This window comes from Nitrosospira sp. Nsp1 (genome assembly GCF_900100985.1).
In the GTDB taxonomy this organism is placed as follows: domain Bacteria; phylum Pseudomonadota; class Gammaproteobacteria; order Burkholderiales; family Nitrosomonadaceae; genus Nitrosospira.
The window spans coordinates 18,937-34,965 of sequence record NZ_FMUF01000031.1 but is presented as its reverse complement, the minus strand read 5'-3'; the positions used below and the strand labels follow the sequence as shown (position 1 = coordinate 34,965).

12 protein-coding genes are annotated in these 16,029 nt (G+C 55.8%); 3 read left to right on the top strand and 9 right to left on the bottom strand.

The window, feature by feature from the left end:
* The first annotated feature begins 356 nt into the window (after positions 1-356).
* Positions 357-2,906 (top strand): alpha-glucan family phosphorylase, encoded by a 2,550-nt coding sequence (gene glgP / locus BLP78_RS14280; protein WP_090460299.1) that lies wholly within the window; start codon positions 357-359, stop codon positions 2,904-2,906.
* A gap of 182 nt (positions 2,907-3,088) precedes the next feature.
* Here glgP and BLP78_RS14275 read toward each other — a convergent pair whose 3' ends face one another.
* Together BLP78_RS14275 and BLP78_RS15675 are read right to left on the bottom strand one after the other, a co-directional pair.
* A complete protein-coding gene (locus BLP78_RS14275; RefSeq protein ID WP_090460297.1) occupies positions 3,089-4,369 on the bottom strand; it encodes an NYN domain-containing protein in 1,281 nt (426 codons plus the stop codon).
* 311 nt (positions 4,370-4,680) lie between these two features.
* Complete coding sequence (locus tag BLP78_RS15675) at positions 4,681-4,851, bottom strand: hypothetical protein (protein WP_176752879.1); 171 nt, start codon at positions 4,849-4,851, stop codon at positions 4,681-4,683.
* 32 nt (positions 4,852-4,883) lie between these two features.
* Here BLP78_RS15675 and BLP78_RS14265 point away from each other — a divergent pair, with 32 nt between their 5' ends.
* Positions 4,884-6,473, top strand: a complete 1,590-nt coding sequence (locus tag BLP78_RS14265; protein ID WP_090460292.1) for a long-chain-fatty-acid--CoA ligase — start codon at positions 4,884-4,886, stop codon at positions 6,471-6,473.
* Between the two features lie 108 nt (positions 6,474-6,581).
* Here BLP78_RS14265 and BLP78_RS14260 read toward each other — a convergent pair whose 3' ends face one another.
* The 6 genes from BLP78_RS14260 to BLP78_RS14235 all read right to left on the bottom strand — a co-directional run bounded on the left by BLP78_RS14260 (position 6,582) and on the right by BLP78_RS14235 (position 13,147).
* Positions 6,582-6,956 (bottom strand): hypothetical protein, encoded by a 375-nt coding sequence (locus BLP78_RS14260; RefSeq protein WP_090460290.1) that lies wholly within the window; start codon positions 6,954-6,956, stop codon positions 6,582-6,584.
* A 141-nt stretch (positions 6,957-7,097) separates the two neighbouring features.
* Positions 7,098-8,213: a hypothetical protein gene (locus tag BLP78_RS14255; protein ID WP_090460288.1), complete on the bottom strand. Its 1,116-nt coding sequence runs from the start codon at positions 8,211-8,213 to the stop codon at positions 7,098-7,100.
* Between the two features lies 1 nt (position 8,214).
* A complete protein-coding gene (locus tag BLP78_RS14250) occupies positions 8,215-9,765 on the bottom strand; it encodes a CotH kinase family protein (RefSeq protein ID WP_090460286.1) in 1,551 nt (516 codons plus the stop codon).
* Positions 9,766-10,166: 401 nt separating this feature from the next.
* Positions 10,167-10,595, bottom strand: a complete 429-nt coding sequence (locus BLP78_RS14245) for an OsmC family protein (RefSeq protein ID WP_090460284.1) — start codon at positions 10,593-10,595, stop codon at positions 10,167-10,169.
* Positions 10,596-10,932: 337 nt separating this feature from the next.
* On the bottom strand, positions 10,933-12,780 hold the full coding sequence (nhaA, locus tag BLP78_RS14240; RefSeq protein WP_090460282.1) for a Na+/H+ antiporter NhaA: 1,848 nt from the start codon (positions 12,778-12,780) through the stop codon (positions 10,933-10,935).
* Positions 12,781-12,880: 100 nt separating this feature from the next.
* Entirely contained in the window at positions 12,881-13,147 is a 267-nt protein-coding gene (locus BLP78_RS14235) for a hypothetical protein (RefSeq protein WP_256330305.1), read from the bottom strand.
* Positions 13,148-13,493: 346 nt separating this feature from the next.
* Between BLP78_RS14235 and BLP78_RS14230 the strand changes: the two genes are divergently transcribed.
* Entirely contained in the window at positions 13,494-14,510 is a 1,017-nt protein-coding gene (locus tag BLP78_RS14230; protein WP_090460278.1) for a zinc-dependent alcohol dehydrogenase family protein, read from the top strand.
* 82 nt (positions 14,511-14,592) lie between these two features.
* On the opposite strand, the gene BLP78_RS14225 is transcribed toward BLP78_RS14230, so the two are convergent.
* Positions 14,593-15,813: an acetyltransferase domain-containing protein gene (locus tag BLP78_RS14225; protein ID WP_090460276.1), complete on the bottom strand. Its 1,221-nt coding sequence runs from the start codon at positions 15,811-15,813 to the stop codon at positions 14,593-14,595.
* Positions 15,814-16,029 lie beyond the last annotated feature (216 nt).

Genomic DNA, 16,029 nt, shown 5'->3' with positions numbered 1-16,029 from the left:
GATGGGACGGCTTCCCCAGTGAACTGATGATGTTACTTGCACCTTCAATCAAAATCAGAACAATTTCAATCATACAAGGATGGGTGGAGCAAAGCACAACCCATCATTCGTTTTGTTTGGTGTGTGCATGCTGATGGGTTGCGCTTTGCTCCACCCATCCTGCGAAAATTGAATATCCTGCGGGCTGGTTACTATCTATTGGCCTTTGGTAATCCTCGGAACATCTTCACCTTTTTATTGAGCTCGCTACAACTGCCGGATTCAGGGAACTGTTTTTTGACCGAAACCTTTCATTGCGTTACCTATCTCAGTGACTGTTGCAGAAATTCCATCGTTAGCAACCCGGAGGTCAATATATGGCAAACCAGACGTCGGACCGCAAACCGCTCTACCGGCTGCATCCCACCAAGGATGTCGACGGATATAACTTCCTGGCCGATCTGGCGCTGGACATGCGAACGTCATGGGACCACAGCGGGGACCATATATGGGAACAATTGGACCCGGCGCTATGGGATTTGACGCGCAATCCATGGGTGGTGCTGCAGACGGTGTCGCGAGAAAAACTTCAGAGCGTCTTTGCCGACCCCGTGTTCAGCAAGAACGTCGCCGAGCTGGCGCGGGAGAGGCATGAGGCGGCAGCCGCACCCGGCTGGTTTCAGCAAACCTATCCGCAATCGCCTCTGAAGTGTGTTGCCTACTTTTGCATGGAATTCATGCTGAACGAAGCGCTTCCCATTTACTCGGGCGGGCTGGGCAATGTAGCCGGAGATCAGCTCAAGGCCGCTAATGATCTGGGCGTGCCCGTCATTGGCGTGGGGTTGCTCTATCAACAGGGCTATTTTCGCCAGGTGATCGACAAGGACGGCGTCCAGCAAGCGCTCTTCCCCTATAACGACCCCGGTCAACTGCCTATCACGCCGTTGCGCCGCCAGAACGGGGAGTGGTTGCGGCTGGAGATCAAATTGCCGGGCTATTCCGTCTGGCTGCGTGCCTGGCAGGTTCAGGTGGGCAGGGTGAAGCTGTATCTGCTGGACAGCAATGATGCGGCAAACTATCCCGCTCACCGCGGCATCACCAGCGAGCTTTACGGAGGCGGCCCGGAGCTGCGGCTCGAGCAGGAGATTTTGCTCGGCATCGGCGGGTGGCGATTGCTTGCTGAACTTGGCATCAGGCCGGAAGTCTGTCACCTGAATGAGGGCCACGCCGCCTTTGCCGTCCTGGAGCGCGCCCGGCACTGCATGGAGGAGATGGGGCATGACTTCAAGACAGCGTTATCCATCACGCGAGTGGGTAACCTCTTCACCACGCATACGGCAGTAGACGCGGGTTTCGATCGTTTCGACCCGGATCTGGTCGAGCGATATCTTGCCAGCTATGCCGAGAATGAGCTGGGCATAGCATGCCACGATCTGCTGGCGCTGGGACGGGGAAATCCGGACGATGCGTCGGAGCCTTTCAACATGGCCTATCTCGCCATCCGCGGGAGCGGGGCAGTCAACGGAGTGAGCCGCCTGCACGGAAAAGTGAGCAGGCACCTCTTCGGGCCTGTTTTCCCGCGCTGGCCGGCAAGCGAAGTGCCTGTGGGCCATGTGACCAATGGTATTCATGTGCCGACCTGGGATTCGGTGCCGGCAGCCAAATTGTGGAAGCAGGCCTGTGGAGAAAATCGCTGGGGCGGGACCACGGAAATGCTGGAACAGAATATCCTCTGTCTCCCCGATATCGATCTCTGGCGATTCCGTAGTGTCGCGCGCAAATCGCTTGTCGAGTACATCCGCAAGCGGTTCACCCGGCAACTTGCTGTGACAGGGGAGCCGCCCGCAGCGGTCGAGGCGGCCAAAAGCATGTTTGACCCCGATACGCTGACTCTGGGTTTTGCGCGCCGCTTTGCGACCTACAAAAGACCGGATCTGCTGCTGCACGATCCCGAGCGGCTGCTGCGGCTGTTGACTAACCCGCAGCGCCCGGTACAGCTTGTCATGGCCGGCAAGGCGCATCCGGCGGACGAGGCGGGCAAAGCGCTGATACAGAAATGGATGCGTTTCATTCATCGCACCGGCGCACGCGCCTCCGTTATCTTTTTGAGCGACTATGACATGCATTTGACCGAACAATTGGTGCAGGGGGTGGATGTGTGGCTCAATACCCCCCGGCGGCCGTGGGAAGCGAGTGGCACCAGCGGAATGAAAGTACTTGTCAATGGCGGCATCAATTTGTCGGAGCTGGATGGCTGGTGGGCGGAAGCCTACACCCCGGAAGTGGGATGGGCCCTGGGCGATGGCAAAGAGCATGGCGATGATCCTGCCTGGGACGCGATTGAAGCCGAGGCCCTTTATGATCTGCTTGAGCACGCGGTGATTCCCGAATTCTATACCCGCGACGAGCAAGGTATTCCCATCGCCTGGGTCACGCGCATGCGCAAGAGCATGGCGCAATTGACACCTCGCTTTTCCACTAATCGCGTCGTGCGCGAATACACAGAGCGCCATTACCTTCCGGCGGCGGCCGCTTACCAGGCACGAAGCGCCGACAACGGCGCGCTGGGTGTACAGGTGGAAAACTGGCGGCAGGCGCTGGATCGAAAATGGCCTGCCTTGCGTTTCGGCGAATTAAAGGTCGAGACCGACGGCCAGTATCACAAATTTGTAGTTCACGTATATCTGAATGACCTCGATCCCGAGTCGGTGCGGGTCGAACTGCATGCCGAGGCCATTTTCGGCGATATTCCCGTGCGCCATGAGATGACGCGTCTGCATCCGCTGATAGCCGCAGCCACGGGTTTTGCCTATCAAGCGTCCGTGCCGGCGGATCGTCCGGAGTCGGACTATGCGATTCGGCTCATACCCCACCACCAGGCCGCGGAAGTTCCGCTGGAGGCAGCCCGGATTTTATGGCAGCGATGAGACTGCTCGCGGCGGGAATGAACAGGCAAAGACGGCAGGAATGCGTGTTGCGCTTAACCAAGGGTTTCCAGCGTGTTTCAGATGTTTTCAGAAGCGGCGGGTCGGGGAAAGGCTGACCCTGATGTCCCGATAGCAGCCAACGGTTCAAGTGGTTTCAATCAGGCAGAAAGTAGCTGGCCATCTCAAGCGCTGCTGTCGGGCGCCACTTCCGGTTTACGCCGGCGACGGGAGGGGGCGGCAGGTTTGCGCGGGGTCCGGGCCGCTGCTTCTTTAGGCGTGGCTTGAGCCGCTGGTTCGGTAGGTGCTTGTGGTGCCGGCGCCGCATCGGGCACAGGCACATCGGCTGTATCGGGCTTGGCTGAGGAGGCAGTCGAATCGGGCGCTGCCAGGGAAGCAGCCAAATCAAGCCCATCAGGCGCATCGACTGCTTCGGGCAAAGGAGGCTTGCCGGTCGTCTTCGGCACTCTGGTCTTTGCCTTTTTTTCCGCCGGTTTGCGCTCCCCACGTTTCTTGTGTGCCGCCTCCTGTTTGCCGCGAGCCTCCACGGTCTCCGATGGCTTGGTTTCGGCTTTTGCTTCTGCTACCACTTCCGCTACCGGTATGTCTGGCGTCTGCTCCGTTACCGCCTTGCTGGGGGCCATCCCACCGCTGCTGCGATAAACGTAGGTGCCGGATTTCTCGTCACGGCCCAGTTCAAGTAAACCGCGCAGCTGCGCCTCGTCGAGCAAGTTGCCAAAGGCGCGGAAGCCAAAGTAGGACTCATTGAAATCGGGCTTGCGTCGCTTGATTGCCTGTTTTAGCGCGGATGCCCAGATCTTGCCGCTGTCTCCGCGCTCCGACACCAGGGCATCGAAGGTTTCCACCGCTATTCCTATCGCCCGGCTCTTGCGTGCTTCCAGTTCTTCCTTGCGGTGCTTTTCCTCATCGGGCGAACGCCTGGCCTCGGGCTGCACTTCCTCTGTGTCGCGTTTGGCCGCTCGCTGGCTCTCGCGTACCAGATCGTCATAAAAAATGAATTCGTCGCAATTTGCGATCAGCAGGTCAGAGGTCGATTGCTTGACGCCGACGCCTATTACCTGTTTGGCATTCTCGCGCAGCTTGGAGACCAGCGGCGAGAAATCGGAATCCCCGCTGATGATGACAAAGGTATTGACGTGCGATTTGGTGTAGCAAAGGTCCAGTGCGTCCACCACCAGGCGGATGTCGGCCGAGTTCTTGCCTGACTGGCGTATATGCGGGATTTCGATCAGTTCGAAATTGGCTTCATGCATCGTGGACTTGAAGCTCTTGTAACGATCCCAGTCGCAATAAGCCTTCTTGATGACAATGCTGCCTTTGAGCAAGAGACGCTCGAGTATCGGCTTGATGTCGAACTTATCGTATTTTGCGTCGCGCACGCCAAGTGCAACGTTTTCGAAGTCGCAGAATACCGCCATGCTGACATTTTCGTGAGGTGAAGCCATAATTATTGTTTTCCAGTGATGGGCAGGGCTTATTGTCACACGGAACAGAAGGTATTCATGCCGGATTTACAACGGCGGGTAGCACAAACATAACCTGAATCATCAGGAAACGAATCGTGAAAATAAACGAATTCGATTTCCGGCCGAAAAAACGGAATCAAGGCTTCCACACGCATTCCATGAAATCCAATGCCGGTTGGACTCTCCCTGATGGTTTTCTAAAACTTCATCCGATAAGCCATGTATCTAATATTTTAGTTCATCTTCTTTTGTAGTCCAGAGTAAACGTAAAAAAATACATAATGCGAGCACTACCTTGTACGTTCGAGGTTAAACTCAGCCGTTTCCAGCGTTATCGCGATCATTGTCACGCTTTTCCTCGTCACGCGCATGAATATTCCGGTGAGGCAGTTGCGCAACTGCCACCTGTCGTTGCGTTGGTCGTGCTGGTCGCGTTGGCACGTGGATTCCCGGTATTTCATGTAATTTTCTATTTTATACGGAGCTAGCCTCAATGATTGCCCACGCAGCAACGACACTCAGCATGGTTTCCATTATCGAAGATCACGCGCGCAAGCGTTCGGATCGCACAGCAGTTATTTACAATGACCGGCGTTTTTCCTACGGTCAACTTAACGCGATGGCTAATATGATCGCCAATGGGTTGGTGAACCTCGGCATTAAGCCGGGCGACCATGTTGCCCTGTCCTGCCCGAATCTGCCGTATTTCCCGATGGCCTACTACGGGATAATCAAGGCAGGCGCGGTAGTAGTTACCCTAAATGTATTGCTCAAGCCGCGTGAAATTGCCTATCACCTGCAAGATAGCGAAGCCAAGGCGTTTCTTTGCTTTGAAGGCACAGCCGAGTTGCCGATGGGCCAGATGGGCAAAACCGCATTCGACACAGCGCCGCAATGCGAGCACCTGATTGTCATCACGGCCAATCCGGCATCACCCACGCCTATCGAAGGGGCCAGGACATTAGGGCAGTTGATGCATAACCAGCCGCCGACATTCGCCGCCCATGCGCCGCAGGCCGACGACACCGCTGTCATACTCTACACCTCTGGAACCACGGGCCAGCCTAAAGGTGCGGAGTTAAGCCACATGAACCTGCTGATGAACGCGATGGTTGTGCGTGATCTGGTCGCTACGGTGATGGAAACGGGTGCGGATGCCGAAAATGTTGTACTGATTACTTTGCCCCTGTTCCACGCCACTGCCCAGCAAGCGCAGATGAACGCCAATCTGCTGGCCGGCGCTACGCTGACGCTCATGCCGCGCTTCGAGGCAGGTGCGGTACTGGAAGTGATGAAACGCGACAAGGTGAATTTCTGGACGGGCGTTCCCACCATGTTTCATGCCTTGTTGCATTACGCTGCCGCCAACGATATCGACATTGCGCCGATCGCGGCCAGTCTGCGCCTGGCGTCTTCCGGCGGCGCACCCATGCCGGTGGATGTGATGAAACAATTCGAAGGAATGTTCGGCGTCAGGATCATGGAAGGGTATGGGTTATCCGAAACGGCACCTGTCGCTTCCTTCAACCATGTGGACAAGCCCTCCAAACCGGGTACGGTCGGCCAGGCGCTCTGGGGCGTGGATATCATATGCGCCGATGATAATGATCGGCCTGTTCCAATGGGCGAGAGAGGGGAGGTGCTGATCCGGGGCCACAACGTCATGAAGGGCTACTACAAGCGCCCCGAGGCCACCGCCGAGGCCATGCGCAATGGCTGGTTTCATACCGGTGACATCGGCATCCTCGATGAAGAGGGTTATCTGTCGATAGTCGACCGAAAAAAAGACATGATCCTGCGCGGCGGCTACAGCGTCTATCCACGCGAGCTGGAAGAAGTCATGATGACCCATCCATCGGTATCGCTGGTGGCGGTAGTCGGTATACCCGACGAGAAACTGGGCGAGGAAATAAAAGCCTTCGTCGTGAGGAAAGCCGGCATGGAAACCACCGAGAAGGAACTCGTGGCCTGGTGCAAGGAGGAGTTTGCCGCTTACAAGTATCCCAGGCATGTCGAGTTTCGTGATCACCTGCCCACCAGCGCGACCGGCAAAGTTCTGAAGCGTGAATTGCGGCAGTCATAAACGTATCAGCAGGTTTGGACTGTCTGGTTCTTTCAGGGATTCCAAAAAGGGCCGTAGCGGGAGCGGGACAGTCAGCGCCGCGCCGGGTATTTTTAATCGAAAACTTGTCTACGCGATTTTACAGGAAATGATAGCGTCCTCATCATACGAGTAGATCGCGCACAACCGGTGATAGCCGTCGGCAATGATAACCTTGCCATTGGTCGAGTCTCGTATTAATAGAAGCGGAGCGAGCGCTTGCCCCGACTCTATTTTCTGTTGATCTTTTTCGACGTGTGCATTGCTGACCCCAACCAGCGGGAGACCAGATGCCCTGAAGATATCTTTTGCCTTGAACGCCGATGTGGAAGCGCGCTTCAACTTCTCTACATACGCATCGATAACGGACTCATCATATAGCAGGCTCAAATATGACGTGGCCGCTGGGTAGTCGTGTTCTTCCGGTTCGCTCAACCACTTGATTTCGATTTTCTTCTTTGTCATATCCGGTTCTCCTGTATGTTCGTTTAAACCCGCACAAGCGTGGCTTGGGTGAACGGGTGAGCGAATAGCGCGTCCGATTTTCATCGGCTGTTTGATGATGGGGGTTATGGGTGTGACGATCTCTCAAGGCGGAGGGTTACCCTATTCGGGGGCTGCGGGCGCCGCTGCCTCAATGGGCGATAGCCGGAAAAGATTGGGCTTGTGGGTTTGCTTGATGTCGATGCCGATCCATGGGCGCATGTGGGTGTCGATCACCAGTCCTTCGGCCTTTTCGAGCCCGGCTGGAAGCTTCCAGTAAGCGCCGTGATCCACCCCGACCTTGTTTTCGTCGGGCTTCAGCATTCTTTCCAGCCGGATCAAGGCTGATCCCTCCTGCGATAGCAGGTAAACACGTCCATCGGGCCCGAGCGTGATCTCGCTTGCATCTTTGGCGAGATCGCTCAAGCGTGCTGAAAATTTCCATGTCTTCAGCGCTACCAGGCGTTGCGGGGATGCACGACGATCGGGCTGGCCTGGCTGATCAGCTTTGTCCGGGTCAACCGGCTGAAGTCCCGCGAATGCTTCACCTGCCTGAAGAAATGTACTCGGGCCATAGCCCATGGGCGCGTCCCCCTCCGGGCCGAATTCGACAAGCATGGGCGGCTCCTTTTCCTTGAGGACAAGGACGTGTCCCTTTTTCATGAGTATCATTCCTTCCCCGCGCGAGCCGGGGCGTGCTTTCCAGGCTGAATCGAGGTCGCTGATGCTGGAGGTATCCAGGCTGAAACTTCCGCGATCCTGCTGCAGGCCGTGGTCGAGGCAGGAAATTTCGCTGCGGGTTTCACTCAACATGCAGATTGTATCTTTCCCATCCGCCGCAATGGCTTCCCACTGGGACGCATCCTTTTTATCTTCGCCGATGACAGGCGCGACATCATGCACATCCATGATTGCGTCCGGAATGCCGTTGGCGCGAAAGTTGGCAACTTCGTAGTTCTTGTCGCCAATGGCGTAGAGGTTGATGCTATCCTCGTTTGTTCCCCTTTCTTCGTTTTTTATCGACCGCACGATGGCGAGTCCAGAAACTTCAGCGATGGGCAAGTTATATTGTTCCGCCACGGTCAGCGCTTTCTTCGGATCTCCGGCAATATCATTCGGGGCGGAGAACGCATTGCCAAGACCTCCCAGCATGGCGAAGACATACGTGCAGGTGGCAAGGGCCAGCCGTGCGGGGAACCGCGATGTGGTTACCGGGTGGCTAAAGGTAAGCTTATTCACGCTACTCCCGTATTTCCATCTGGTTTCGCCCCTCGGATCTGGTTGCTCGTGGCTGGTTTCTCAGCACTCGCAAGCGTTGCTTCGCATAGTCGATCATCTCTTGCGCACGCTGAATGTTTTGTTGCTCGCCGCTGGGCAGTTCATCGTTGGTCTTGATGATATAGCGGTCACGCACATCGATGATTTTGTTCTTGAGCAGGCTATCCGCACCATTTGAACCGTAGAGCGTGGTCAGATAATCGCCAAGGCGCTTTCTGAATTTCGCATCGAGTTCGGGCGTGCCAAACAATTTATCGAACAGTATGCGAGGTGCGTTGGCAACCTCGGCATACGAATAGCTGCGCGCCGTGCCACCAGGACCATCATAGTCGAACGTGTTGTCCACATCCCAGACGATAAGTTTCCATTTACCGCTCGGCGCATGAAAGTACAGCACATCGTTATTGAAATTTCCATAGGCGCTATCCCAATGGCCCACGGTTGTGGCGAATGCCGCGTAATTCATGATCGAATCGAGATCGAGAACTTTGCCAAGTTCCGATGGGCTGGCGGCGGCATCCACACGTGCCTTGAGGCCATCGGTTCCGTTGATGTGAGCGAGGGCCTTCAGCAGGTCTTCCGCATTTGCCTCGTCGATCTTTTTCCCATCCATATATTCGGGTTCGAGGCAGGGATAGGTAAAGCCCTCGTTTCCGTTGCCGACCTTGAGTGCGCAACCATGCGCCATTGAGAAGAAGGTAGGTTTCTCGTCGTCATAGCGCATTTTGAAGAAACCCTTGTCGAGGGGTTCGGCGATAAGGTAAGCGCGAACAAAGCGGTTATTGCAGGCATTATCCGCGTCGTTGGTGCAGAACTGGAACTCGACGAGCGCGTAAGCGGTACGGTAAGCGGGGGGACCTCGAAGCGTGGTTCTGGCGGTGTCCTCCGTCTTGGCGCCGGCCCACGTTGCGACGAATTCGCGTGCCAGCATACCGTTACCGCTGTCGTGCTCGCTGCTCGAGTCGTTGTAGCTGCGGCGCAGGCTCAACTCTTCGAGGCCATGCAAGGTACGGGCCTTGATTGCTGCCCCGGTCTGCTCGTCGTAATTGACCTCGTGCCAGTCCTCGCTTCCTTGCCGGGTATAAACGCCCTTTGCCTTGTCGAATGAAATGCTGAATTGCAATCGCGGAATGCAGCGCGAACTGTTGCCGCGCACCTTGATAGCGACATTACGCATGGTAACGTCATTGAATGTGAAGTCGCGCGCATGGGCCCATTTGACATTGGCGGCCTTACGGCATCCATTGTTCTTCTCGTCTTTGTGAAGCCGGTTCCAGACAGCCTGGTTCATGCGGATGGAAATTTTGTGCACTTCTCCGTTGAATAACCTGCTTTCGGTAAGCGCCCATAGATCATTACCGGATGGCTCCGGCGAACCCGTTTCTGCAGCAGGCTGTACGGTGGACTGCGCACCGCGCTTTAGCGGTTTTTGTGCGAAGGAGGGATCGGCATCGAAGAAAAGGCTGAGGCAAACCGTAATGCAGCAAGCTGACAAAATCTGTTTCTTGTCCATGAAGACCTCGGTTCCGGGGTGTACTTCAGTCCAATAGGCAACCTGCCGAAACCCGGTAAGATTGCACCTCGGGAGAATGACCTGACTTCTCTCCCCGGCAGCGGTGCCTGTAGCCCGGCAGCAACGATCCCGCGGCGGGCTGTTTTCTGTTGATATTGCAAGGTGGACCGTTCAGCCTGCGCGAAAACATGCACATCTTTAAGTCGCAGGATTGCTGGCTATGCTGTGCTAACGCGAATAACGTGAATGCGATCGGTACAAGCCTCGCCAGCGATCAAGGTTATGACTCAGCCTGAAAAACAGCGTCACGGTCCCCTTGACCAAGCTGGAATCAAAAGCAGGTTCGGGTTGCCGTGGTACAGCGCGGCACTTTCCCGATTTCCTTCAAGTCCGACAGGCTGCTAGGGCTCCAGTCTGGCATCCATCGTGATCTTTGCCTTCAGGAGTTTGGATACAGGGCATCCGACTTTGGCCTTGTTAGCAATCTCCTCAAACTGCGCTTTATTCGCACCGGGAATTTTTGCCGATACGGTAAGATGGCTCGCGGTAATTTCGAACCCTTCCCCTGCCTTGTCGAGCGTAACCTCGGCATGCGTTTCGATCTTCTCCGGCGTCAGGCCCGCTTCGCCGAGCATTAACGAAAGCGCCATTGAAAAACAGCCGGCGTGCGCAGCGCCGATCAGCTCTTCGGGATTCGTTCCTTTGCCATTTTCGAATCTGGATTTGAAACCATAAGGCGCTTCCTTGAGTACGCCGGTTTCAGTGGAAATGGTACCGCCTCCGTCCTTGATGCCGCCTTTCCAGACGGCCCATGCTTTCTTGATTGTCATAATCTCTCCTCATATGGTAAGAAAGGTTGCTTGCGGGAAAATCCTGAATCCGGCAGTTGACCGATCATTTGTCGACCAAGCGCGATAACGGAAGCGGATTTTTCGTTTACCGTGAGCTTCACCTGGTCCAACAGCCGGACTCAGGATAAATAGCGAATGATCGATTTGTGGAAAAAACGACCACATTGCATCATGGATCGCTGTTCGTCTGTTCGGTACCTCACCGATGAGCGAAGCGCGAAGCGAAGAGGACTTTTTAAATAATCGACGTGAAAAGCCATACTCCGCCATGAAACCATGTCAGGGATGCGCGTTTCGCACCGAGCACGGCGGTTTTCTACCGGGAATCCGGGTCGGATCGCCCATTCCATAATATTGCTACGCCAATAATCGCCGAAAAAATCGAGCCCAAGAAAATCGCAATCTTGACGGCAGCATAATCGCTTTCCTGGGGAAAAGCCTGGCTTGCTATGAATAGAGACATGGTAAAGCCGATTCCGGCCAGTGCGCCGGCGCCGGCCAATTGCCGCCAGGAGTAATTGGCCGGCTTGGCTGCGATACCCAGCCATACTGTGGCGGCGGTAGCGGCAATAAACCCGAGCGGCTTGCCGATCACCAGTGCCATGGCCGTACCCATCATCAATGGCAAGTGGTCGCTGAATACATCAGTATCGACTGCTACCCCCGCATTAGCCAGGGCGAACACCGGCAGCACCAGAAAGCTCGATCTCGGTGCAACATGACGGAGCATACGGTCGGCAGGTGATTCGAGCCGGTCATGGATCGCATCCAACGCTTCCAGAGAGGGTTCGGAAGGCCCGTACCGCAGAACTTCTTTGCCGCGCTGCGTTTCCGCAGTCAGGATAGCATCGGCTTGCAGCATCAGAGCCCGAAGATTGGGGGGTGGCCGGGTCGGAATGAAGACGGCAAGAATAACGCCAGCCAGGGTGCCATGTATTCCACTGGAATATACGCATATCCATAAACCGATGCCGAGCAAGACATAGGGAGATGCGCGGTATATGCCGCCCTTGTTGAGCAGTGCCAGCAGTCCCACGATTGCGGCCGCGCCGGCAAGATAGCTGAAGTGGAGGTTGCCGGAATAAAAGATCGCTACGACGATGATGGCGCCAATATCATCGACAATAGCGGCCGCAGTGAGAAAAACGCGAAGCTCTATGGGAACGCGCCTGCCCATCATGGCAATCAACGCGACCGCAAAGGCTGTGTCTGTTGCCATCGGCACGCCCCAGCCCAGCGACCATGCCCCTGCCGGACCCTCGGGCACCAGTATCAGGTACAGCATGGCGGGCACAGCCATACCACCAATGGCGGCGGCAATCGGCAACATCGCGGCGCGCTGGCTCGCAAGATGGCCAACGGTGAATTCCCGCTTGATCTCCAACCCCACGACCAGGAAGAAAATGACGAGCAGTCCGTCATTTATCCAATGCCGCAGAGAGAGCTCGAACCCGGCACCGGCGAAAATAAATCCCAGGGGTTGATTCCATAAATCATTGAAGCCCGGGCCGATCATGGAATTGCTCAGCATGACTGCGAGCGCGGTGGCCAGCAGCAGCATGATGCCGGTCGAGGGCGCCCATTTGGCAAAGTCCAGTGCAGCCGAGTGGACTACATGACCCAGCGACCCAAGCATCGCCTCGGAAAGAGAACCCGCATCCCACGGGCCGTCGTAGCGCCGGTCATTGATGAAAAAGGTCGGTGTAACGGCGACACCGCTCTCGGCCGCACTTTCGATATCCGCATCCACCCGCGCCGCGGCTCGGGCGACTGTGTCGTCTTCTTGTGGCGCGGTGTCGACACCGAGGCTCAAATCCGCGGCGAGGGTGTTGAGGTCTTCTTTGGTCAGCTTGTTTGAACGCGCCATCAGCGCGACATGCACGTTCCAGAAGTGCGCTGGATCGTCGGCGTATGATTCCGCCAGCTCGGCTGCATGGCGCGCGATATCGCTCCCCGGCACGGGGCGGTGACGAAATACGTAGCGCAAACGACTGCCGAACCGGTGACGCATCTTGACGACGCGCTCGTGGGCTGCGCTGGAGGGCTGATCGCCGTAGCTGCCGTATTCGACCAGCGTGATCTCGGCATCCGGCGGACCCAGGATATGGTCGTTCGCCTCGTCCACGGGCCGGTCGAGCCGGTTTGACGGAGCTTCGAGTGTCACTTCAGAGGCCGCGCGAGGGGTGTGTTGCTATCTGGACAGGAAAAGTTGGATTCGAGTCGTGGTTTTGCACGACCCCGATTGCGCAACGATTGCGACGCGATCAGTAGATCGACAGATCGCTCGGCATTTCCATGAATGAGGGAGATGGATACTCCTGGTCGCTCATTCGCTCGATTGCCCTGGATAACGCGTCCCGGAGTTCGCGAGCTTGCTCTGCCTGCATGACGTAAGGTCTGCCCGGGTCAGCTTCGGCCAGCTTTTGCTGCTCATGAGATAAAAATGGAAAGCGAACAGAGAGCAAGCCATCGAGTGGCTCAGTTTTGACTTCCCAGCCGGTTATCGGGAATTGAAACAGATCGTCGCCCATGAGAACACCTTTCATTAATTTGGAAAACCGAAGTCTAGCAAAGGAAGCTTTATTACTTCGTTCACTAACGCACATACGGCGGCGGCGGGCGATGGTAGAAGAATAGGTGTGGATGCTGGAAGTTCTGGTTCCGGCAAACAGCCGTGATTGTTGCCGGAAGGTGTGCTGTCAACAATGCCGTGCCTGGGCGGTATTAACCTGAATCCGGTGGTTGTAGCGGTCTCACCCGGAAGGTGAGTGCCAAATAATATGAAATATTGTTATTAATCATAACACTGATCTATTAAATGAGCGGTCAACTACCGGATTTGGGATTATCGGTAGAGCATATAGGGGATATCGTCCGATGAAAGCTTTTCAACTTGAGGATACTTGCGGCATAGGCGGCCTGATGTTGCGCTGTAATCTTGAGAAACCCGAACCGGGCCCCGACGAGGTGCTGATTCGAGTACGCGCCGCTTCGCTGAATTTTCGCGATTATATCGTGGCCCATGGCCAGTATCCGGTTGGGGTGAAGCCTTGCGTCATTCCGCTTTCGGATGGCGCCGGTGATGTGGTTGAGATCGGGATAAGCGTCACAACCGTCAAGGTGGGCGATCGCGTTGCAGGGTGCTTTTTTCCCGACTGGGTATCGGGCCCATTGACGCAGGAAATCTTTCAACGCTCGCTTGGCGGACCGCTCGATGGCATGCTGGCCGAATATGTGGTGCTTCCCCAACGTGCGGTCATACCGTTTCCGGAGCATCTGTCTTACCAGGAAGCGGCAACCCTGCCGAATGCCGGCGTGACCGCATGGCATGCGCTGGTCAAGGCCGGACGCATTCGGGCGGGCCAGACCGTGCTCCTGCTGGGTACGGGCGGGGTAAGCCTGTTCGCTTTGCAGTTCGCGAAGTTGCACAGCGCAATCGTCATACAGACTTCAAGCAGCGACGAGAAGCTGGAGCGGGCCAGGGCAATGGGAGCCGATTATCTTATCAATTACGAGAATACGCCGGAGTGGGATGAGGAAGTCATGAAACTCACTGATGGACGAGGCGTGGATATCGTGGTGGAAGTGGGAGGCGCACAGACGCTTGAACGCTCCCTGAGGGCGGCGCGTTTTGGCGGAATGGTAACGTTGATCGGGCTGATGGCGGGTTTCGGGAAAATTGATCCTTTACCGTTGATACTGCGCTCGATACGTATGTATGGTATCAATGTCGGTTCTGCCGACATGTTCCGCGCAATGAATCTTGCCATTGCCACTTCCGGATTGCATCCGGTGATTACCCGCACATTCCCGTTCGACCACGCAAACTATGCCTATGCCTATCAGTTCAATCAGACCGAGGATCATTTCGGGAAAACCGTCATTACCGTCTGACCGGTAATGCTGCGTCCGCCATCCGGTTTATGGCATTGTGCCTGCGAGCAGCCTGTGCAGATGAATTGAAGATGGCTGCGCGCTAGACATAATAGGTCCACCATCTTCCTCTATGCCTTGACTTGATAGCGGCGAACCATCGGCAAACCGGATAGAGTAGCGCTGTTATCGCAACCCAGATCAAATAGACGATGGGGAGACTAAAGCCCCACCAGGGCGGAAAAAAAACCGGAATCGTCATGAATGAGCTGATATCGCCGCTTATCGCATAGCCGAATACAATAACCAGACCATGAATGACATATAGATGGAGAACATAAAAAAACAGGGGCACGCGTCCGAAGGTGATGAAAAAATTTCCCACGAGCCCATGTCGCCGCTCGAATACCGAAAGCAGGATGAACATGCCCCCCAGGGTCATCAGCAGGAACAGCAGGGAAGGGGGATATTTTGTTGTATTCAGAAAAGAAAAAAGCGTGAGCAAGGTTGTTTCCTGAGTGGACCAGGACGAAGGGTCGCCATAGGTATTGCAGGCGCGTAAAGTGACGAAGGCCGCGACGAGGACGGCACCGGATACAAGTGCCAGTTGTTTCCTTATCCTCGGCGTCATCAGCATCAAAGGGCCGAAGGCGTAGCCCGCCGCCATCACGCCGATCCAGGGGATGAGGGGATACACTACCGGAAAGCGCGGAATATGGAGCACGCTTAACACCCATCCCTGCCATCCGAGCGATCCGTCCGCCATTTCGAAATCCTCGATCCGTATACCATCCAGCAGGTTGTGCCCGGCAATCATGCCGATACCCAGAACGGCGATCGACCACAAAGGCATATGGACGAGCCCGGCCAGCACGACCATCGACCACCCCAAGGCCCAAATGACCTGCAAATCCATTTGGCTATAGTCCAGATTGAAAAACCAGGCAAAGCGGACAACCGTAAGCTCGAGAATGACAAGCCAGAGCCCTCGGGTGAGCAATCTAGCGGCAAGTTGATGGCGGTCCGGGTTGTGAGCGGCCGATAAAAAGGCGCTGGTGCCCGCCAGGAAGACAAAGGTCGGCGCGCAAAGATGCGTCACCCAGCGGGTGAGAAACAGGGCGGAATCCGTGCGCGAAAGATCGGTAGGACTAAAATCCGCATCCAGGAAATACCAGCGCACATGATCCAGCGCCATGAGGACGATGACCAGTCCACGCATTAAATCCACAGATGCGATGTGGGGGATCCTTGACGGAATTGCCGAAGACGGATGATTCAAAGCGGATAACCCGGTATCGCCGACGCCAGTTGTATTTCCCCTCATCTTAAAATATGCCTCTGCACCATTCTCAGCTTGACGACTGCTCAGCTTATGTAGGTCGGGCTGTGCCCGACGATCAGGAAACCATGTCGGGCACAGCCCGACCTGGTTTCAGGATGGGACGGCTTCTCCAGTGAACTGATGATCTTACTTGCACCTTAACCAAAATTAGAACAATTTCGATCATACAAGGGTGGGTGGAGCGTAGCGCAACCCATC

Coding starts and splice junctions, on each gene's coding strand:
- glgP (WP_090460299.1), top strand. CDS start 357: ATGGCAAACCAGACGTCGGACCGCAAACCGCTCTACCGGCTGCATCCC.
- BLP78_RS14275 (WP_090460297.1), bottom strand. CDS start 4,369: ATGGCTTCACCTCACGAAAATGTCAGCATGGCGGTATTCTGCGACTTC.
- BLP78_RS15675 (WP_176752879.1), bottom strand. CDS start 4,851: ATGAAATACCGGGAATCCACGTGCCAACGCGACCAGCACGACCAACGC.
- BLP78_RS14265 (WP_090460292.1), top strand. CDS start 4,884: ATGATTGCCCACGCAGCAACGACACTCAGCATGGTTTCCATTATCGAA.
- BLP78_RS14260 (WP_090460290.1), bottom strand. CDS start 6,956: ATGACAAAGAAGAAAATCGAAATCAAGTGGTTGAGCGAACCGGAAGAA.
- BLP78_RS14250 (WP_090460286.1), bottom strand. CDS start 9,765: ATGGACAAGAAACAGATTTTGTCAGCTTGCTGCATTACGGTTTGCCTC.
- BLP78_RS14245 (WP_090460284.1), bottom strand. CDS start 10,595: ATGACAATCAAGAAAGCATGGGCCGTCTGGAAAGGCGGCATCAAGGAC.
- BLP78_RS14235 (WP_256330305.1), bottom strand. CDS start 13,147: ATGGGCGACGATCTGTTTCAATTCCCGATAACCGGCTGGGAAGTCAAA.
- BLP78_RS14230 (WP_090460278.1), top strand. CDS start 13,494: ATGAAAGCTTTTCAACTTGAGGATACTTGCGGCATAGGCGGCCTGATG.
- BLP78_RS14225 (WP_090460276.1), bottom strand. CDS start 15,813: ATGAGGGGAAATACAACTGGCGTCGGCGATACCGGGTTATCCGCTTTG.